Below are 18,438 nucleotides of genomic sequence, written 5' to 3' on the forward strand. Positions count from 1 at the left end.
TCCATGGGTCACGCTCCGAGCACAGTGCAGCGGCTGATCGACGCCTACCAGGAGATCCTGATCTCCGACGGCGAGCGCGGTGCGACCTTGGAGCTGATCGCCCGGCGCGCCGGAGTCTCCAAGGGCGGACTGACCTACCACTTCAAGTCCAAGGACGAACTCGCCGCGTCGCTCTTCGACCGGCTGCGCGGCCTGGTGGAGGCCGATCTGGCGATCATGCGGGATGACCCGTCCCAGGCGGCCGTCTACTACGTGAAGAGCTCCCTGGAGATCCAGAGTCCGCTGGAGCGCTGCAACACGGCGGTCACCCGGTTGGCCCAGGGCTCACACCCGGAGGCCAATGAGCTTCTGGCCCAGTGTCGGACCCGATGGTTCGACGTGCTGGTGGACGCCGTGGGGCACGAGGACATGGTGCACCTGGTGATGCTGCTCGGCGATGGGATCTACTTCAACGCTGCGCTCACCGGCACCGGTGCCCTGCCCGCAGAGACCGACCCAGCCACGATCGACCGGATCGTCCGCCTGATCGGGACCATCAAGTACTGAGCGGGTCAGTGGCGACCCACCCCGCGTGCGGCCTCCACGGCGGACTGCGCGCCCTCGGACCAGACGCTGCCATGGCCGGGGAGCAGGTGATCGGCCCCGGTGCGGGAGATGGCCTCGAGTGAGTCGATGGCCTGCGCGGTGTTCTTGGTGGCGGCGCCGGCGACGATCTGGGGACCCGTCTGCCCGGTATAGGGATCCAGGGTCACCAGCGCGTCCCCGGTGAACACCGCGCGGCGATCGGGGAAGTGCAGGATGCAGTGTCCGTCGGTGTGTCCCGGGGTGTGCACCGGCACGGGGAAGCCGGGAACGTCCAGCACCGATCCGGCCGTCATCAGCTGCACGCCGTGGACGCCTTTGACGGTCAGCGCGCCGGCGCCCACCATCCGTCCCAGCAGCGGCAGTGACCGCGGGTGGCCCAACGGGTAGAGCAGCCGGTTGCGCTCGGTGGCGTAGCGATACGGCTTCGTGGCCAGCTCGGCGTCCTCGTGGTGGATGATCACCGGAATCCCCAGGCTCTGCTGGGCACGCAGCGCGAAGCCCAGGTGGTCGAAGTGTCCATGGGTCAGCACCAGCGCCTTCACCTCATAGGGCATCCGGTGGCGCGTCTTGAGCACCTCCATGACCTCGTGCCACATCCGTGGCAGTCCGGCGTCGATCAGGGTGATGCCGTCCTCGGCCTCGACGACGTAACAGTTCACATTCGCCTGCGAGATGAGATGGATGCCAGGGGCTACACCGTATTCGATCATGTGCTGCAGTTCCGTTCCGTGAGGGGTTGCGTCAATCCTGGTTCTCGGAACAGCGGTTGGTCAAGCGTGACCCGGGACCACAGACCTGTGGCCCTCACCCGGATGCGGGTGAGGGCCACAGGTGCTGGACTCGAGAGTCCGACCAGGCGGACAGAGCGATCCGGCCGCCCCAGGAACAGATCAGCGTGCCGGGCGGGAGGACCGTCCGGCTGCGGATGCGCCGCTGCGACCCGAGGGGCGACCGCCGCGGGCGGACCCGGCGCCGCGGGACTGACCCCCGGAGCCTCCCGAACCGCCGCGGGAGGGGCCTCCGCCGCGCGGGGAGGACCCGGAGCGACGGCGGGGCTGCTGCTGCTGGACCGGTGCCCGCGGGGCGGGCTTGACGAACTCGGCGGTGGCGCCGACCAGCTCGCTCACGGCCTCGGATTCGGAGTTGACCCGGATCGGGTGCACCGCGATGGCGGCCTTGCGCAGCAGCGCCTGGGTGTCGCGGCGCTGCTCGGGGAGCATCACGGTGACCACGTCACCGGCGCTGCCGGCGCGGGCGGTGCGACCGGAGCGGTGCAGGTACGCCTTGTGCTCGGCCGGCGGATCCACATGGACCACCAGTTCCACGGAGTCCACGTGGACGCCGCGGGCTGCCACGTCGGTGGCGACCAGGACCTTGATGTCGCCCTCGCCGAAGGCGGCGAGGTTGCGGTCACGCTGGGACTGGGAGAGGTTGCCGTGCAGGTCGACCGCAGGGGTGCCCTGTTCGGTGAGCTGCTTGGCCAGCTTCTTGGCCTGGTGCTTGGTGCGGGTGAAGAGGATGCGGCGTCCGGTGCCGGAGGCGAGCTGCTTCACCAGGTCGCGCTTGTCGTCGTTGTGGACCTCGAAGACGTGGTGGGTCATCGCCGAGACGTGGGAGGTGGCCTCGTCCACGGAGTGCATCACCTGGTTGTTCAGGAAGCGCTTGACCAGCTTGTCCACACCGTTGTCCAGCGTCGCCGAGAAGAAGAGCCGCTGCCCCTTGGCGTCGGTCTTCTCCAGCAGCCGGGTCACCACGGGCAGGAAGCCGAGGTCGGCCATGTGGTCTGCTTCGTCGAGCACGGTGATCTCCACCGACTCCAGGGACAGGGCGCGCTGGTTCAGCAGGTCCTCGAGGCGGCCGGGGCAGGCCACCACGATGTCGACCCCGGACTTCAGCGCGTTGATCTGGCGCGACGCCGCGACGCCGCCGAAGATCGTGGTGGTCTTGAGGTTATAGGAGGCGGCCAGCGGTTCCAGCACCGCATTGATCTGGGTGGCCAGCTCACGGGTGGGGGCCAGCACCAGGCCCAGCGGGCGACCGGGACGACGGCGCCTGGCCGCGTCCTTCTCACCGAGGCGGGCGACCATCGGGATCGAGAAGGCGAGGGTCTTGCCGGAGCCGGTCTTGCCGCGTCCCAGGACATCGCGTCCGGAGAGCGTGTCGGTGAGGGTCTGCTGCTGGATGGCGAAGGCTTCGGTCTTGCCGTCCGCTGCGAGAGCCCGCACCAGGGGTGCGGGGACGTTGAGCTCGGCGAAGGTCTGGGTCTCAGAAATGGCGAGGGCCTTTCGGAAAGCGCCGGACACAGAGAAGGCAGGGATGTACCCGCCGGGGGCTGGTCTGGCATGGGGCGAAGGCATCGGTTGATGCACTCGGTCGCCGCGAGAAAATCACTGCTGAAACGACGACCGGTGGATACACACGGTCGCGTTGATCAAGGCGTTCTTACGACGCAGGCAACCCACAAGGGTGGGCACCAGAATCCCCACTCTACCTCATGGCGCCACCGACAGAATCCGGATCACTTGCCGCTGATCTGGCTGTAGTGCTCCAGGGCCTCCTCGCGGGAGGCCTTGAGATCCACGATCGGGGCGGGGTAGTCCGGGGTGTTCAGCTCCGGGATCCAGGCGCTGACGTAGTGGCCTCGGGGGTCGAAGCGCTCGCGCTGCCGTTCCGGGTTGAAGATCCGAAAGTACGGTGCGGCGTCCATCCCGCAGCCGGCCACCCATTGCCAGTTCGCAGGGTTCGAGGCGGCGTCCGCGTCGACCAGGGTGTCCCAGAACCATGCCTCCCCTTCACGCCAGTCGATGCCCAGATTCTTGATCAGCAGAGACGCCGAGGCCATCCGGACCCGGTTGTGCATATGCCCGGTCTCCCAGAGCTGGCGCTGACCCGCGTCGACCCAGGGGAAGCCGGTCTCCCCTTTGGCCCAGGCGCGGAAGTCTTCGGGCGCCTGATCACGGGTCTTCCAGGGGTAGGCGTCGAACTGGGCGCGCAGATTGGTGTGCGGCAGCTGCGGGAAGTGGAAGAGCAGGTGCCAGCAGAACTCGCGCCAGCCGATCTCGGAGAGGAACTTCTCCACCGCCTCCTCGGTCTCCTGGTGCGCCGCATGCCACACCTGGCGCGGGCTGAGCTGACCGAAGCGCAGGTAGGGCGAGATCCGCGAGGTGTTGTCTCCGGCGGGAACATCGCGTGCGTCGTCGTAGTCCTCGAGCTGATGATTCAGGAACTCGCTCAGCCGAGCGTGACCGCCGGTCTCGGTGGGGGTCCAGTTCTCCCGCAGCCCACCGGCCCAGTCAGGACGGGTGGGCAGCAGCTGCCAGTCCTCGAGGTTCCCTGCGCCCTCACTGATTGTGGGCAGGGCGGCCTCGGCGTCTGCGATCGGGCCCAGGGGAGTGGGGCGCTGAACAGGAGCGCCGGGGTCGCGCACGCTGATCTGCTTCCAGAAAGGGGTGTAGACCTTGTACGGGCCACCGGTGTTGGTCTCCACGGTCCAGGGCTCGTGCAGCAATGAGGCGTTGAAGCTCTCCACCTCCACACGCTGCTCGGGCAGCGCGGCCTTGATCCCGGCGTCCGCTGCTCGTTCCGGCCCGCCGTAGCGCCGCGACCACTGCACCTTCTCTGCGCCGAGCTCCTGGGCCAGTGCAGGCAGCAGCTTCGCCGGGTCTCCGGCGCGCAGCAGCAGCGGGATGCCCAGCTCGGCGAGATCGGCCTTCAGGGATTCCAGCGCGTGGTGCAGCCACCACTTCACGGCGCCTCCGAGTGGGCGCACCCCGGGGCTGACCTCGTCGAGGACGTAGAGTGCGACGACGTCGCCAGGCCCCTCCGCGCGCTGGCAGGCGGTGAGCAGCGCCTCATGGTCTGCGGTACGCAGATCGTCGCGGAACCAGATCAGCGTGCGGGTCATCAGTGCCCTTTCGGCGAAGCGTCGCCGCGCGAGCGGCCGTCCTGGCTGGCACAGTAGCAGGAGAACCCGCTCATCAACTGGGGTAGCTAAGGAGATGTCGTTGACTGAGGAAACACCCTCCGCCGAGGAGGACCGGCGTTGGCTGGTGATCAAGGGGCGACGGTGGCGCCGGACCGATCCTGCGCTGCCCGAGGAGCTGGTCACTGCCCTGAAGTCGCACCTGGGCCGCGGCCGGTCCGGTGTCGCGGCCGGGAAGAAGACCGGCGACGCGGAGCGGGTGACCGCCTCCCGCAAGCGGGTCGGGCTGGCCAAGACCGGACTGGGGGAGCGCGGCCCCTACTGGTGGGAGCTGCCGGAGGCGCAGCGGATCAGTGCCGCGAAGGCGGCTCTGACCGAGCTCGATGCACTGGATCCCGAGGATGAGACTGCGTCGCAATAAATAGATTGCAATCTATTTATATGTGTGGTGTTCTCTACCTGTGAGTGAGAATCAGGCGCTCGTCAGCGCGGCCCAGCTCTTCAAGGTCCTCGGACACGAGTCCAGGCTGAGGCTGCTGTGCCTGATGGCGGAGTCCCCGAGGACGGTGACCGAGCTGGTGATCATCACCTCCATGTCGCAGCCGCTGGTCTCCCAGCATCTGCGGACCTTGAAGCAGGCCGGGCTCGTGCTGGCCGAGCGTCATGGCCGGGAGATCGAGCACCGTCTGGCCGATGACCACGTGGCCCATGTGATCACCGACGCCATCGCTCACGCACAGGAGCCCGTCACCCAGGATCAGGCGGCTGAGTCCGCCCCAGAAGGAGCATCATCATGACTGAGAACCCCACTGCAGAGCACGCTACTGCCGAGCACAAGCTGGAGGATCACACCCACGGCGAGAACTGCGGCCACGAGGCGCTGGAGCACGGCGATCACGTGGACTATGTCCACGACGGACACCGCCATGCGGCTCACGGTGACCACTACGACGAGCACTGAGTCGACGCCGGCGGACTGTTCCGGCGACCACAGCGGCGGCGACTACAGCGGCGACTGAGCCGGCGGCGACAGCGGCGGCGACAGCGGCGGCGACCTTGGCGGCGATACCGCCTCAGGGACGACATCGTGCCGCTGAGGCGGCGTGCTGAGCACCCCGAGATGAGGGGGCCCCGAGCGTGGGGCCCCCTCTTTCGTGCTCTGACGCCGCAGCAGCGCGAGTCCCAGCAGCGCCAGCATGATCTCCAGCAGCGCGAGGCCTGAGGCCACTGGCAGCAGCAGCTGATGCAGTCCCTCCGCGTGAGCTTCGGAGGAGGCGATGGGGGTGGCTGCCCCTGCCCAGGAGTCGTGCGCATGGGCTCCCTGGAGCTCCGGGGCGGTCGTCTGGTCAGGCGTCGCGCCTGTGCCGAGCTGGACTGAGTGTGCCGCCGTGGGCGAGGCGTGGCCGGTGAGCATCCCGAGATGGGTTGCGAGCATCGCGGCGTTCATCACCGCGATCACGGTCCAAGAGCGCATGCTTGCGGCCCGCCACAGATGCCCCGCGCATGGAAGGCAGACGATGGCCATGGCGGCCATCAGCAGGGCGGCTCCCAGGTGGTGACCCTGGCTGAGCATCACCAGGTGCAGCAGCCCAGAGGCGGCAGCTCCAACGGCAGCCACTCGGCGGATCACAATTGTCATGCGCAGCTGACCCTTCCGAAACACATGTGAAATGTGTCATATTTATTGTTGAGCGTGCGCTCAACTATAAGGAGGATCACCATGGCTGACAAGACCCCGGCCCAGCAGTCCCGCCACCCCCTGACCCCGCTGACCGTGCCTGAGATCGAGGTGATGCGCGGCGTCCTGGAACGTGAGTCGCTGCTGCATGAGGCAACCCGCGTGTCCTATGTGACGCTGCGCGAGCCCAGCAAGGCAGACGTCATCGCGTGGACCACGGGCACGAAGCTGCCCCGGGAGGTGTCGCTTCTGCTCACCGACCTGCCCACATTGACCCTGACTCAGCTCGTGGTGGACCTGGACCGCGAGTCCATCGTCGCCCGGCACGAGGTCAACGCGGTGGAGCAGGGATCAGCGCCGAGCTTCGATGAAGACCTCGCCGGCGCGGATCCGATCGTCAAGGCCGATCCGGCCTGGGTCGAGGCGCTCGCCCGGCGTGGGGTGGAGGATCTGGACAAGGTCGTCGTCGTCGGGCTCTCGGCCGGGATCTTCGGCTACGACGACGAAGTCGGTGTGCGCGTGGTCCGCGCCCTGGCCTTCCGGCAGGACTACCCCAGCGACTCCGTCTGGGCGCACCCGATCGACGGCGTGGTCGCGCATGTGGATCTGACCAATAAGAAGGTCCTGCGGGTCGTGGAGACCGAGGTCACCCATGTCCCAGAAGAGTCAGGGGACTACCTGGACCCGGCGGTGCGCGGTGAGCACCGCACCTCGCTGAAGCCGATCTCCATCACCCAGCCCGAAGGAGTCAGCTTCAGCCTCCAGGACGGCGTGCTGGAGTGGGAGAACTGGAAGGTTCGGGTCGGCTTCAACGGCCGTGAAGGTCTCACGCTGCACCAGCTGAGCTTCCACGATCAGGGTGTGGACCGTCCCATCCTCTACCGCGGCTCGATCGCAGAGATGGTGGTCAACTACGGGGACCCCACGCCGACCCACGCCTGGCAGAACTACTTCGACGTCGGGGAGTACCAGTTCGGCCGGCTGGCCAACGCCCTGGAGCTCGGCTGTGACTGCAAGGGTGAGATCAGCTACGTGGACGCCGTCGTCGTCGATGACCTGGGACATCCCAAGACGCTGCGCAACGCGATCTGCATCCATGAGGAGGACTACGGCATCCTCTGGAAGCACAGCGATGACTTCTCCGGCACCAGCGAGGTCCGCCGGCAGCGCCGGCTCGTGGTGTCCTTCTTCGTCACCGTGGGCAACTACGACTACGGCTTCTACTGGTACCTCTATCTGGACGGCAAGATCGAGCTCGAGTCCAAGGCCACCGGGATCGTCTTCACCTCAGGCATGCCGTCGCCGGACTACCCCTACGCCACCGAGCTGGCACCAGGACTCGGAGCCCCGGTGCACCAGCACATGTTCTGCGCCAGGCTGGACATGACCGTGGATGGGACACGCAACTCGATCGATGAGATCGACGCGGTCCAGGTGCCCACCAGTGAGCAGAACCCGTGGGGCAACGCCTTCACCCGCAGCATCACTCGGCTGCGCTCCGAGAAGGAAGCCGTCCGAGACGCCAAGGGCTCGGTGGGCCGGGTCTGGCAGATCAGCAGCGCGGAGAAGACCAACCGCATGGGAGCTCCCACGGCGTATCAGCTGCATCCCGAGGAGAGCCCCACGCTGTTGGCGGCCGAGGACTCCTCGATCCGTCGCCGCGCGGCGTTCGCCGGGCATCACCTCTGGGTGACCCAGCATCATCCGGACGAGCAGTTCCCGGCCGGTGATCAGGTGAACCTGAACCCCGGCTACGGCGGACTGCCCAGCTACATCGCGCAGGATCGTTCGCTGGAGGGTGAGGACCTGGTGCTCTGGCACACCTTCGGGCTGACGCATTTCCCGCGCACCGAGGACTGGCCGATCATGCCGGTGGACTACGCCGGATTCACCCTGACCCCCAACGGCTTCTTCGACCGTAACCCCACCTTGGACGTGCCCCCAGAGCCCTCGGGGCACTGCGCAGCCCCGGCGAGCCCGGCCCGCGAGGCCGATGCCGAGGGTGCGGACAAGTCAAGCGGCTGCGGCTGCAGCTGAGCTGGCGGGGTCAGCCGACGGGGTCAACCGGCAGACTCACGGCGCTCAGCCGCGGGCCGGTGTTGAGTCCGGAGGCGCCTAGGGGCCTTGGGGGGCCTGCGAGTCTGGGGCAGGCGCAGGATCCTTCAGGCGCACTAGAGTCCGACGCCGGTGCGCCCGGTGTCGGTCAGCCAGGGGGAGAGGCAGTGGCGGATCATCCGCCACTGCCTCTGCGTCTGCGCCAGCGGGGTCTTCAGTGCGCATTCCACCTGAAGCCCGGTGATCAGCACCATCAGGACGTCGGAGAGCTCCTGCACAGGTGTTGCGGAGCTGAGCTCCCCGGCATCCACGGCCTGGGTGAGGTGGTCCGTGATCTGCCGGAGCCACATCGCTCCGACCTCGCTCTGGAACCGGCCCAGCTCGGGCTTCGAGGAGGCCCGGCCCCAGAAGTTGGTCACGATCAGCGCCTCGCGCTCGGTCTCCTCACCCACGGGGAGGGCCTCTTCCAGGAGCGCCATCAGGGCGCGCAGGCCGCCGTGGTCTCCCACGTGCGCCGTGATCCTGGCGTTCGTGCGATCAAAGATCAGCTGGAAGGCGCGGAAGACGACGTCGTCGAATCCGGTGAAGTAATGCCACAGGGACCCGGTAGAGACCCCAAGCTCCACGGCGACGGCGCGCGAGGTGGCCGCCTCCAGGCCGTCACGGTCCGCGATGCGCAGGTAGGTGCGGACGATCTGCTGGCGGCGCTCTTCGCGGTCGATCTTCTTGGGCATGTGCCGATTCTCCCGCATCGGGCGAGATCAGGCGGCCATGTCTGCCCGGTTCAGACGCTGGCGGCGGTACAGGCTCGGAGATTGACCGAACTCAGTCTTGAACAGGCGGGAGAAGTGAGCTGCGTCGTGCAGGCCCCAGCGGCCCGCGATCCAGGAGACCGGTCGCAGCGCATGTACCGGGTCGAGGAGATCGCGGCGGATGTGTTCCAAACGCCGTGCCCGGATCCAGGCGGAGACCGTCTCACCATCCTCGGTGAAGATCGTATAGAGATGGCGCAGCGAGATGAAGTGTGCGGCGGCGATCGAAGCTGGGGTCAGCGTCTCCTCACCCAGGTGATTCAGGATGTACTCGCGAATCTCGCGGTGCAGGCCTGAGTTGCCGGAGCCGGTGAGATCCCGGTGCCGGTCCAGCTCTTGAGCGAGCATGGTCACCATCAGATCCAAGGCCGAGTGCACCAGGCGGGTGCCATAGACACCGGGCAGCTGCTCGATGCTATTGCAGAGCTCGACGAAGAACGGGTTGACCAATCTCCCGAACCCCCGGTCGCTGGAGAAGCAGGTGGCGGTCACCTGGGCGATCTGGTCCGCCGTAAGGTCCACCGGCTCGCGGGGGATCACCATCACCATGGTGCGACTGGGCTCCGGGAAGCTCAGTGCGTAGGGGCGATCGGTGTCATAGATCGCGAGGTCCCCCGGTGCCAGGCACGCGCGCCGACCGTCCTGCTCCAGGACGGCGCGTCCCGCGAGCTGCAGGCTGAGCTTGTAGAAGCGGGCGTCGTCCCGAGAGACCAGTTGCGGCGTGCGGCGCACGGTGTGGGCGGTGGTGTGCAGCTCATAGACCCCCACCCCGTCGACCTCCGAACTGCGCAGTGCTCCGGCGAACGTGGTCCCGGGCATCGCCTGGATCTCCAGCGGAACGACGGCGTCCGAGATCATCTCGCGCCAGGAGTGCAGGTCCCAGGACGGTCCAGTCCGGTGCTCCGAGCGATCCCGGAGATCGGCTTCAGACGTATGGATCGAATGCATCGTCTCTCCTGTGAAGAGGGTTGCCCCAATGTTATTGAGCAGATGCTCAACATCGGTGACGCAGGTGTTTCAGGCACGTGAACCTCGAGTGCTTCAGAGTGTGACACCGCTCACCTGCCTTGTAAAGCATGCTCCGATCCACGGCCTCCCCTGGCGCAGAGCGCCGTGGGGCGCGGCTCAGCCCGAATGCGCAAAAGGGCTGCACGTTGATCCAAGACGCCGCGGTGAAGCCAGGGGGATGCTACGGGGTACCGGCGATCGCACCGCGTCGGCACCTGCAAGCAGAGGGAGCACCCTGATGACCGAGCACACTGCCACCTCGAGGCCGCCTGCGGTCCAAGTGTCCACGCTGGCCAAGCGCACATTGGGAGTCCCAGCCCTGGTCTTCCTGATCATCGCGGCCTCCGCGCCTCTGACCGTTCTCGCCGGAGGCGCCACCACAAGCTTCGCGATCACCGGGCAGACCGGAGTCCCCGTGGGGTACCTGCTGCTGGGAGTGATCCTGGGTCTCTTCGCGGTGGGCTTCGGGCGCATGAGCACCTATGTGCACAATGCCGGTGCCTTCTACGCCTACGTCGCCGCGGGACTGGGCACTCGCCTCGGCATCGGCACCTCCTTCCTGGCGCTGATGACCTACAACGCCATGCAGATCGGAATCTATGGCGTCTTCGGATTCACGGCATCTTCGATCATCGCCGACCTCTTCGGGGTCACGCTCGCCTGGTGGGTGTGTGCTCTGGCGGGGTGGCTGCTGGTCGCCTGGTTGGGGGTCCATCGCATCGACCTCTCCGCGAAGCTGCTGGCGATCATCGTCCTGCTGGAGTTTCTGGTGGTCATCATCGTCAGCCTGCTCTCACTGACCACCTCCCCAGAGGGAGTCACTGCGGCGCCGCTGCTTCCCCAGAACTGGCTCAACGGCAGTCTCGGAGCACTTCTGGCTTTCGGCATGGCCGCCTTCATGGGCTTTGAATCCGGCGCCATCTATTCCGAGGAGGCGAAGAATCCCGAACGCTCGGTGGCCAGAGCCACCTACATCGCAGTGGGCATCATCGCCGTGTTCTACGCAGCGTCCTCCTGGGCACTGGCGATCGGGCTGGGGCCTTCCCAGATCGTCGCGCAGGCTCAGGAATGGGGTCCCGATCTGGTCTTCGTGTTCCTCGACGGCAAGCTGTCCGGACTGCTGGTGAACCTCGCCGCGGTGCTCTTCCTGACCAGCATCATGGCGGCGCTGGTGGCATTCCACAATGCGGCGGCCCGGTACTTCTTCTCGATGGGACGCGCCCAGGTGCTGCCCTCGGCGCTGGGGCGCACCGGCCGGGTCAGCGGTGCCCCCGTGGTGGGATCCCTGGTGCAGAGCGCGCTGGGGCTGGTCTTCATCCTGGTCTTCGCGATCGCCGGAGCCGGTTCCGAGCTCGGACCGCTGTTTCCTGTGCTGACCATGTTCCCCTGGTTGACCAACGCGGCCGGTTTCGGTCTGGTGCTGCTGCTGTGCGTCACCTCTGTGGCGGCTCTGCAGTACTTCAACCGCGAGCCTGAGCGGCACCCGCTCTTCGCCCGGACCATCGCACCGCTGCTGGCCGCCATCGGACTGGCCGTGATCGCCGTGCTGATCATGTTCAACTTCGACGTGATGATCGACGCCGAGGGCTCCACCGCTCTGGTGGTCCTGCTGCCGGGGCTGATCCTGGGCTCCGCGGTGGTGGGTCTGATCTGGGGGGAGTATCTGCGAGTGAAGCGGCCAGAGATCTATGACGCCGTCCGGCAGGCGAACATCGGCTGACCACGCGGCCGGTCACGACGCGTCAGGGAACATCGCCGTAGCTGCGGTTCCTGCATCGAGTGTGCAATTCGACCGCCGAAGCCAGGCAAGACGGCCGCAGAACCTGCACAGATTGCACACTCGATGACCGGCGCAGCAGATTCCTGGACCAAGGGTTGTGCCCCACATCACAGACCGTATACGATCTGGAATATCATCCGGGGTGGTGCTCCGGGTCGTCTCGTGGAGGAGAGCATATGAGCGCGCAAGACCTGGGCACGCCCGGCAAGATCATCGCGGTCCACATCAGCTACGAGTCCCGCGCCGCCGAGCGCGGACGACGCCCCGCCACCCCGTCCTACTTCCTCAAGCCCGCCAGCTCGCTGGGTGCCTCGGGGGACCCGGTGCAGCGCCCCGGAGGAACCGAGCTGCTCGCCTTCGAAGGCGAGATCGCGCTGATCATCGGTCGCCAGGCGCGCCAGATCAGTCCCGAGGATGCCTGGTCCCACGTCCACGCGGTCACCGCGGCCAACGACTGGGGGCTCTACGACCTGCGCTCGGCCGATAAAGGCTCCAACCTGCGCAATAAGGGCCGCGACGGGTACACCACTCTGGGGCCGGAGCTGATTCCCGCCGCCGAGGTGAACCCGCTGAAGCTGCGCGTGCGCACCTGGAAGAACGGCCACCTGGTCCAGGACGGCGCCACTGGCTCCATGATCTTCCCCCTCACCCAGCTCATCGCCGATCTCTCCCAGCACCTGACCCTGCATCCTGGTGACGTGATCCTCACCGGCACCCCGGCCGGGGCCTCCGTGGCGGAACCAGGGGACACCATCGCGGTGGAGGTCGACGCCGCCGGGGGGCTCAGCAGCGGACGCCTGATCAGCCCGGTGACCGAGGGCACGGAGCCCTTCGACCCGGCGCTGGGTGCACTGCCCAGCGTGGATGACACCCAGCGCGAGGAGGCCTGGGGATCCCGCAGGGCCGCCGGACTGCCCCCGAAGCCCGCCCCCGGGGTCGACCCCGACCTCTACGACGTGCTGGAACAGGTGCCGGTCGCCGCACTCTCCCAAGAGATGCGCAAGCGCGGCTACCACAACGTCACCATCGACGGCGTGCGGCCGAATCAACCCGGGCAGAAGCTGATCGGCACCGCCCGCACGCTGCGCTTCGTGCCGCACCGCGAGGACCTCTTCGCCTCCCACGGCGGGGGTTTCAATGCTCAGAAGCAGGTGTTCGACTCGGTGCACCCTGGAGAGGTCATCGTGATCGAGGCCCGCGGTGAGCGCGGATCGGGCACGCTGGGAGACATCCTCGCGCTGCGCGCCCAGCTGCGTGGTGCCGCCGGCGTCGTCACCGACGGCGGAGTCCGTGACTATGCCACGGTCGCGGAGATCGGGCTGCCGGTCTTCAGCCAGGGCCCGCACCCGGCCGTGCTCGGACGCAAGCACGTGCCCTGGGACTTCGATCTCACCGTGGCCTGCGGGGGAGCCACCGTCCAGCCCGGTGACATCATCGTCGGCGACGACGACGGGGTGATCGTGCTCCCACCTTCGCTCGCGGCGGAGGTGGCCGAGGCGGCCCTGGTCAAGGAGGCTGAGGACGCCTGGATCGCAGAGCAGGTCAAGGCCGGGCACCCTGTGGACGGGCTGTTCCCGATGAACTCCACGTGGCGCAGCCGCTACCAGGCTGAGCAGGGCCGCGCCGGTGCGGAGGCCCCCGTGATCGAGGGGGAGGGTCCGTGATCCGCATCGATGAGCGGATCAGCAAGTCGGAGCTGACCTACAGCTGGATCCGGGAGCGGATCATCGGTCGCGAGTTCAACCCTGGCTACCGGCTGGTGCTCGGGGCCATTGCCAAGGAGCTGGGCATCAGCGTGGTCCCGGTGCGGGAGGCGGTGCGCCGCCTGGAGGCGGAGGGGCTGGTCGAGTTCGAGCGCAATGTCGGCGCCCGGGTGGCCATGGTGAACCAGGACGAGTACATCGACACCATGCAGACCCTCGGTGTCCTCGAAGGCGCCGCGACCGCGCTGGCGCTGCCCTGGATGGACGACGCCGACCTGGCGCGTGCCCAGGCGATCAACGATTCCATGCGCGCCATGTTGGACGACTTCGACCCGGTGGCCTTCACCTCGCTCAACGAGAAGTTTCACCGGGCGCTGTTCCAGCGCTGCCCCAACCCGCACATCTCCGAGCTCGCCGACCGCGGCTGGAACCGGATGTCCGGGCTGCGCAGCTCCACCTTCGCCTTCGTCCCGGGCCGGGCGCCACGCTCGGTCCAAGAGCACGACGAGATCCTGAGACTCATCCGCGAGAACGCCGAGCCGCTGGAGATCGAGATGGCCGTCCGCCAGCACAAGTGGCGCACCGTCGAGGCCTACCGCCAGCAGCGCACTTCTTCCTAAGGAGACCCACCAGAGATGAACGACTACCAGAGCCCCGTTCCGGCTGACCTGCCGGAGCGGATCCAGCACTACATCGACGGCGAGCACGTCGACTCCGCCGAGGGCGGCAGCTTCGAGGTGCTCAACCCGGTGACCAACGAGGCCTACCTCCGGGCCGCCGCCGGCACCAAGGCCGACGTCGACCGCGCCGTCGCCGCAGCAACCCATGCCTTCGAGACCGGCCCCTGGCGGGAGACCCTGCCGCGGGAACGCTCTCGGGTGCTGCACCGGATCGCGGACCTCGTCGAGTCTCGCGGGGAGCGGCTCGCGGAACTCGAATCCTTCGACTCCGGCCTGCCCATCACCCAAGCACTCGGGCAGGCTCGACGCGCCGCAGAGAACTTCCGCTTCTTCGCGGACCTGATCGTCGCCCAGGCCGACGACGTGTACAAGGTGCCGGGACGGCAGATCAACTACGTCAGCCGCAAGCCCATCGGCGTGGCCGGGCTGATCACCCCCTGGAACACTCCGTTCATGCTGGAGAGCTGGAAGCTCGCCCCCGCCCTGGCCGCGGGCAACTCCGTGGTGCTCAAGCCCGCCGAGTTCACCCCGCTCTCGGCCAGCCTCTGGTCCGGGATCTTCGAAGATGCCGGGCTGCCCCGGGGCGTCTTCAACCTGGTCAACGGGCTCGGGGAACAGGCCGGGGACGCCCTGGTGAAGCACCCCGATGTACCGCTGATCTCCTTCACCGGAGAATCCAGCACCGGGCAGACCATCTTCGCCAACGCGGCGCCGGCCCTGAAGGGCCTCTCCATGGAGCTCGGTGGGAAGTCTCCCGCCGTCGTCTTCGCCGACGCGGACCTCGAAGCCGCGATCAACGCGACCATCTTCGGGGTCTTCTCGCTCAACGGCGAGCGCTGCACCGCCGGCAGCCGGATCCTGGTGGAGCGCAGCATCTATGCCGAGTTCATCGAGCGCTACGCGGCCCAGGCCGCGCGGGTCAAGGTGGGGCTGCCGCACGAGCCAGGCACCGAGGTCGGCGCGCTGGTGCACCCGGAGCACTTCGAGAAGGTGATGCACTACATCGAGATCGGCAAGCAGGAGGCCCGGCTCCTCGCCGGCGGCGGACGCCCAGAAGGCTTCCCCACCGGGAACTTCGTCGCCCCCACGGTCTTCGCCGATGTGGCCCCCGAGGCGCGGATCTTCCAGGAGGAGATCTTCGGCCCGGTGGTCGCGATCACCCCCTTCGACTCCGAGGCCGAGGCGCTCGAGCTGGCGAACAACACCAAGTACGGGCTGGCCGCCTATATCTGGACCAACGATCTCAAGCGATCGCATAACTTCGCCCAGTCGGTCCAGGCCGGGATGGTCTGGCTGAACTCGAACAACGTGCGGGACCTGCGGACCCCCTTCGGCGGGGTCAAGGCCTCCGGGCTGGGCCACGAGGGCGGCTACCGCTCCTTGGACTTCTACACCGACCAGCAGGCGGTGCACATCAACCTCGGCGAGGTGCACAACCCGGTCTTCGGCAACGCCGACTGAGCCGCACGCACCTGATACCCCCACCTTTCACCATCGAGCAAGGACGCTTCAGATGACAGAGAACCCCACCCAGGACCGGATCCCCACTCCCTCCTCCCCGGCGCCGGACATCCTGCGTTGCGCCTATATGGAGCTGATCGTCACCGATCTGCAGCGCTCCCGCGACTTCTACGTCGATGTCCTGGACCTCACGGTCACCGCCGAGGATGAGGACGCGATCTACCTGCGCTCCATGGAGGAGTTCATCCACCACAACCTGGTGCTGCGCCGAGGTGAGACGGCCGCCGTCGCCGCCTTCTCCTACCGGGTGCGCAGCCCTGAGGACCTGGACAAGGCCGAGTCGTTCTACCGCGAGCTCGGCTGCGAGGTCATCCGCAACAGGGAAGGCTTCACCCGGGGGATCGGCGACTCGGTGCGGGTCCAGGACCCGCTGGGCTTCCCATACGAGTTCTTCCACGACGTGGCGCATGTTGAACGCCTCGCCTGGCGCTATGACCTCTACACCCCCGGCGCGCTGGTCCGGCTGGATCACTTCAACCAGGTCACCCCGGATGTGCCCAAGGCCGTGGCCTATATGGAGGATCTCGGTTTCCGGGTCACCGAGGACATCCAGGATGAGCACGGCACCACCTACGCGGCCTGGATGCGGCGCAAGCCCACCGTGCATGACACCGCGATGACCGGAGGAGCCGGCCCCCGGATGCATCACGTGGCCTTCGCCACCCATGAGAAGCACAACGTGCTCGCGATCTGCGACAAGCTCGGCGCGCTGCGGCTCTCCGATCACATCGAGCGCGGCCCCGGCCGGCACGGAGTCTCCAACGCCTTCTACCTCTACATCCGGGATCCCGATGGGCACCGGATCGAGATCTACACCCAGGACTACTACACCGGAGACCCGGACAACCCCGTGGTGACCTGGGACGTGCACGACAACCAGCGCCGCGACTGGTGGGGCAACCCGGTGGTCCCGTCCTGGTACACCGAAGCCTCCACGGTGCTGGACCTGCACGGGCGCCCGGTGCCCGCGGTGGAGCGGACCGAGAGCTCCGAGATGGACGTGACCATCGGCGCGGACGGCTTCTCCTACACCCGCAAGGACGACGAGGACTCCATGCCCTCCTGGAAACAGGGCGAGTACAAGCTGGGCCACCAGCTCTGAGGCTGCTGAGACCAGAGACCAGGAGATGACGATGCTGACACCAGATGAGATCACCACCATTGCCGATGAGCTCGCCGCCGCCGAGGCGCAGCGCAGCATGATCCCGCTGCTGACCACCCGGTACCCGGAGATGACCATCGAGGACTCCTATGCGGTGCAGAACGAATGGCGACGCCGCGCCGTCGCCTCCGGGCGCCGGATGGTGGGCCGCAAGATCGGACTCACCTCCAAGGTGATGCAGGTGGCCACCGGGATCACCGAACCCGACTACGGGGCGATCTTCGATGACATGGTCTTCGAGAACGGCTCGGTGATCGACCATGACCGGTTCTCCAACGTCCGGATCGAGGTGGAGCTCGCCTTCAAGCTGGGCAAGCCGCTGCAGGGTCCCGGGATCACGGTCTTCGACGTGCTCGACGCCACCGACTACGTGGTGCCCGCCCTAGAGATCCTCTCCAGTCGGATCGAGATGACCGGACGGACCATCGTGGACACGATCAGCGACAACGCCGCCATGGGCGGGATGGTCTACGGCGGCAACCCGGTGGCCCCCGACGCGGTGGACCTGCGCTGGGTCTCCGCGCTGCTCTACCGCAACGAGACCATCGAGGAGTCCGGCGTGGCCGCCGCCGTGCTGAACCATCCCGCCATGGGCGTGGTCTGGCTGGCGAACAAGCTTGCCTCCCATGGAGACAGCCTCGCCGCCGGGGAGCTGATACTCGCCGGATCCTTCACCCGACCGATGTGGGTGGAACGCGGGGACACCGTGACCTGCGACTACGGAGAACTAGGAACCCTGACATGCCGCTTCAACTGAACCCCACCCTGGACCGGGTGCTCGACGCCGCTGACCGCCCGCTGATCGGGGGATGGGTCTGCTCCGGCTCCCCGGTGATGGCCGAGATCATGGCCGGCTCCGGACTGGACCTGGTGCTCATCGATACGGAGCACGCTCCCAACGGGCTGGAGTCCGTGCTAGCCCAGCTCCACGCGCTCTCCGGGTACCCGTTGACCCCGCTGGTGAGGGTCTCCTCGGGAGACCCGGTCACCATCAAGCAGGTGCTGGACCTCGGGGTTCAAAACCTGCTGGTCCCGATGATCTCCACCCCCGAGCAGGCTCGCGCGGTCGCCTCCGCCGCTGCGTACCCCCCGGCCGGGCAGCGCGGAATCGGCAACGCACTGGCTCGCTCGGGTCGGTGGAACCGGGTGCAGAACTACCTTCAGGACGCCGCCTCCCAGGTGAGCGTCTACCTCCAGATCGAGACCGCTGAGGGCGTCGAGAACGCCGAGGCCATCGCGGCGGTGTCCGGGGTCGCGGGGATCTTCGCAGGTCCCAGCGATCTCGCCGCCTCGATGGGGCTGCTGGGTCGCCAGACCGACCCCCGGGTGATCGAGGCCGTGAAGACCACCTTCGCCGCCGCGAAGCGCGCCGGCAAGACCGCCGGCGTCAACGCCTTCGACCCAGCCGCCGCCCGGGACTACCTCGAGGCCGGCGCCGACTGGGTGCTCGTGGGCGCCGACGTCTCGCTGGTGGCGCGCGGCTCGGAGCAGCTCGCCGCGGACTTCATCCCACGCACCGCAGACTGAGGAGT

At 67.4% G+C, this 18,438-nt stretch carries 18 protein-coding genes; 12 read left to right on the forward strand and 6 right to left on the reverse strand.

Annotation, left to right across the window (positions count from 1 at the left end):
• The first annotated feature begins 3 nt into the window (after nucleotides 1–3).
• Nucleotides 4–546, forward strand: a complete 543-nt coding sequence (locus HNR11_RS10925) for a TetR/AcrR family transcriptional regulator (RefSeq protein ID WP_179442282.1) — start codon at nucleotides 4–6, stop codon at nucleotides 544–546.
• Between the two features lie 5 nt (nucleotides 547–551).
• On the opposite strand, the gene HNR11_RS10930 is transcribed toward HNR11_RS10925, so the two are convergent.
• The 3 genes from HNR11_RS10930 to HNR11_RS10940 all read right to left on the reverse strand — a co-directional run bounded on the left by HNR11_RS10930 (nucleotide 552) and on the right by HNR11_RS10940 (nucleotide 4,489).
• Entirely contained in the window at nucleotides 552–1,295 is a 744-nt protein-coding gene (locus tag HNR11_RS10930; protein ID WP_179442283.1) for an MBL fold metallo-hydrolase, read from the reverse strand.
• Nucleotides 1,296–1,475: 180 nt separating this feature from the next.
• Nucleotides 1,476–2,942, reverse strand: a complete 1,467-nt coding sequence (locus tag HNR11_RS10935; RefSeq protein WP_179442284.1) for a DEAD/DEAH box helicase — start codon at nucleotides 2,940–2,942, stop codon at nucleotides 1,476–1,478.
• 161 nt (nucleotides 2,943–3,103) lie between these two features.
• Entirely contained in the window at nucleotides 3,104–4,489 is a 1,386-nt protein-coding gene (locus tag HNR11_RS10940) for a cryptochrome/photolyase family protein (protein ID WP_179442285.1), read from the reverse strand.
• 94 nt (nucleotides 4,490–4,583) lie between these two features.
• Here HNR11_RS10940 and HNR11_RS10945 point away from each other — a divergent pair, with 94 nt between their 5' ends.
• Genes HNR11_RS10945 through HNR11_RS10955 form a run of 3 tightly spaced genes read left to right on the forward strand, consistent with a single transcriptional unit; the run spans nucleotide 4,584 to nucleotide 5,468 of the window.
• A complete protein-coding gene (locus HNR11_RS10945; protein WP_179442286.1) occupies nucleotides 4,584–4,928 on the forward strand; it encodes a biopolymer transporter Tol in 345 nt (114 codons plus the stop codon).
• Between the two features lie 40 nt (nucleotides 4,929–4,968).
• On the forward strand, nucleotides 4,969–5,304 hold the full coding sequence (locus tag HNR11_RS10950; protein ID WP_179442287.1) for a metalloregulator ArsR/SmtB family transcription factor: 336 nt from the start codon (nucleotides 4,969–4,971) through the stop codon (nucleotides 5,302–5,304).
• Nucleotides 5,301–5,468, forward strand: coding sequence for a zinc transporter permease (locus HNR11_RS10955; protein WP_179442288.1), 168 nt, complete (start codon nucleotides 5,301–5,303; stop codon nucleotides 5,466–5,468). Before HNR11_RS10950 ends, HNR11_RS10955 begins: the two co-directional genes overlap by 4 nt.
• Nucleotides 5,469–5,510: 42 nt before the next feature.
• Here the strand turns inward: HNR11_RS10955 and HNR11_RS10960 are convergent, their stop codons facing one another.
• Nucleotides 5,511–6,146 carry a hypothetical protein gene (locus HNR11_RS10960; RefSeq protein ID WP_179442289.1) on the reverse strand — a complete coding sequence of 212 codons (636 nt, stop codon included), beginning with the start codon at nucleotides 6,144–6,146 and terminating at the stop codon, nucleotides 5,511–5,513.
• 81 nt (nucleotides 6,147–6,227) lie between these two features.
• Here HNR11_RS10960 and HNR11_RS10965 point away from each other — a divergent pair, with 81 nt between their 5' ends.
• Entirely contained in the window at nucleotides 6,228–8,222 is a 1,995-nt protein-coding gene (locus HNR11_RS10965; protein WP_179442290.1) for a primary-amine oxidase, read from the forward strand.
• Nucleotides 8,223–8,356: 134 nt separating this feature from the next.
• Here HNR11_RS10965 and HNR11_RS10970 read toward each other — a convergent pair whose 3' ends face one another.
• Entirely contained in the window at nucleotides 8,357–8,974 is a 618-nt protein-coding gene (locus HNR11_RS10970; protein WP_179442291.1) for a TetR/AcrR family transcriptional regulator, read from the reverse strand.
• Between the two features lie 27 nt (nucleotides 8,975–9,001).
• On the reverse strand, nucleotides 9,002–10,000 hold the full coding sequence (locus HNR11_RS10975; RefSeq protein ID WP_179442292.1) for an AraC-like ligand-binding domain-containing protein: 999 nt from the start codon (nucleotides 9,998–10,000) through the stop codon (nucleotides 9,002–9,004).
• 298 nt (nucleotides 10,001–10,298) lie between these two features.
• Here HNR11_RS10975 and HNR11_RS10980 point away from each other — a divergent pair, with 298 nt between their 5' ends.
• From HNR11_RS10980 to HNR11_RS11010, 7 genes are all read left to right on the forward strand, one after another.
• Complete coding sequence (locus tag HNR11_RS10980; RefSeq protein WP_179442293.1) at nucleotides 10,299–11,780, forward strand: APC family permease; 1,482 nt, start codon at nucleotides 10,299–10,301, stop codon at nucleotides 11,778–11,780.
• Between the two features lie 236 nt (nucleotides 11,781–12,016).
• Nucleotides 12,017–13,504, forward strand: a complete 1,488-nt coding sequence (locus HNR11_RS10985; protein WP_179442294.1) for a fumarylacetoacetate hydrolase family protein — start codon at nucleotides 12,017–12,019, stop codon at nucleotides 13,502–13,504.
• Nucleotides 13,501–14,163 (forward strand): GntR family transcriptional regulator, encoded by a 663-nt coding sequence (locus HNR11_RS10990; RefSeq protein WP_343050658.1) that lies wholly within the window; start codon nucleotides 13,501–13,503, stop codon nucleotides 14,161–14,163. Before HNR11_RS10985 ends, HNR11_RS10990 begins: the two co-directional genes overlap by 4 nt.
• A 15-nt stretch (nucleotides 14,164–14,178) precedes the next feature.
• Nucleotides 14,179–15,684, forward strand: a complete 1,506-nt coding sequence (hpaE, locus tag HNR11_RS10995) for a 5-carboxymethyl-2-hydroxymuconate semialdehyde dehydrogenase (protein WP_179442295.1) — start codon at nucleotides 14,179–14,181, stop codon at nucleotides 15,682–15,684.
• A 52-nt stretch (nucleotides 15,685–15,736) separates the two neighbouring features.
• Nucleotides 15,737–16,846, forward strand: coding sequence for a 3,4-dihydroxyphenylacetate 2,3-dioxygenase (gene hpaD / locus HNR11_RS11000; RefSeq protein WP_179442296.1), 1,110 nt, complete (start codon nucleotides 15,737–15,739; stop codon nucleotides 16,844–16,846).
• A gap of 31 nt (nucleotides 16,847–16,877) precedes the next feature.
• A complete protein-coding gene (gene hpaH / locus HNR11_RS11005; protein ID WP_179442297.1) occupies nucleotides 16,878–17,663 on the forward strand; it encodes a 2-oxo-hept-4-ene-1,7-dioate hydratase in 786 nt (261 codons plus the stop codon).
• The gene (locus HNR11_RS11010) at nucleotides 17,648–18,433 is read left to right on the forward strand and encodes an HpcH/HpaI aldolase family protein (RefSeq protein WP_179442298.1); all 786 of its coding nucleotides are present in this window, start codon (nucleotides 17,648–17,650) and stop codon (nucleotides 18,431–18,433) included. Before hpaH ends, HNR11_RS11010 begins: the two co-directional genes overlap by 16 nt.
• Nucleotides 18,434–18,438 lie beyond the last annotated feature (5 nt).

The sequence above is a fragment of the Nesterenkonia sandarakina genome (assembly GCF_013410215.1).
GTDB lineage: Bacteria > Actinomycetota > Actinomycetes > Actinomycetales > Micrococcaceae > Nesterenkonia > Nesterenkonia sandarakina.

Excerpts from the sequence above, each read along its gene's own strand:
- HNR11_RS10925 (WP_179442282.1), top strand. The coding sequence starts at position 4 with ATGGGTCACGCTCCGAGCACAGTGCAGCGGCTGATCGACGCCTACCAG.
- HNR11_RS10930 (WP_179442283.1), bottom strand. The coding sequence starts at position 1,295 with ATGATCGAATACGGTGTAGCCCCTGGCATCCATCTCATCTCGCAGGCG.
- HNR11_RS10935 (WP_179442284.1), bottom strand. The coding sequence starts at position 2,942 with ATGCCTTCGCCCCATGCCAGACCAGCCCCCGGCGGGTACATCCCTGCC.
- HNR11_RS10940 (WP_179442285.1), bottom strand. The coding sequence starts at position 4,489 with ATGACCCGCACGCTGATCTGGTTCCGCGACGATCTGCGTACCGCAGAC.
- HNR11_RS10945 (WP_179442286.1), top strand. The coding sequence starts at position 4,584 with ATGTCGTTGACTGAGGAAACACCCTCCGCCGAGGAGGACCGGCGTTGG.
- HNR11_RS10955 (WP_179442288.1), top strand. The coding sequence starts at position 5,301 with ATGACTGAGAACCCCACTGCAGAGCACGCTACTGCCGAGCACAAGCTG.
- HNR11_RS10960 (WP_179442289.1), bottom strand. The coding sequence starts at position 6,146 with ATGACAATTGTGATCCGCCGAGTGGCTGCCGTTGGAGCTGCCGCCTCT.
- HNR11_RS10965 (WP_179442290.1), top strand. The coding sequence starts at position 6,228 with ATGGCTGACAAGACCCCGGCCCAGCAGTCCCGCCACCCCCTGACCCCG.
- HNR11_RS10970 (WP_179442291.1), bottom strand. The coding sequence starts at position 8,974 with ATGCCCAAGAAGATCGACCGCGAAGAGCGCCGCCAGCAGATCGTCCGC.
- HNR11_RS10975 (WP_179442292.1), bottom strand. The coding sequence starts at position 10,000 with ATGCATTCGATCCATACGTCTGAAGCCGATCTCCGGGATCGCTCGGAG.
- HNR11_RS10980 (WP_179442293.1), top strand. The coding sequence starts at position 10,299 with ATGACCGAGCACACTGCCACCTCGAGGCCGCCTGCGGTCCAAGTGTCC.
- HNR11_RS10985 (WP_179442294.1), top strand. The coding sequence starts at position 12,017 with ATGAGCGCGCAAGACCTGGGCACGCCCGGCAAGATCATCGCGGTCCAC.
- hpaE (WP_179442295.1), top strand. The coding sequence starts at position 14,179 with ATGAACGACTACCAGAGCCCCGTTCCGGCTGACCTGCCGGAGCGGATC.
- hpaD (WP_179442296.1), top strand. The coding sequence starts at position 15,737 with ATGACAGAGAACCCCACCCAGGACCGGATCCCCACTCCCTCCTCCCCG.
- hpaH (WP_179442297.1), top strand. The coding sequence starts at position 16,878 with ATGCTGACACCAGATGAGATCACCACCATTGCCGATGAGCTCGCCGCC.
- HNR11_RS11010 (WP_179442298.1), top strand. The coding sequence starts at position 17,648 with ATGCCGCTTCAACTGAACCCCACCCTGGACCGGGTGCTCGACGCCGCT.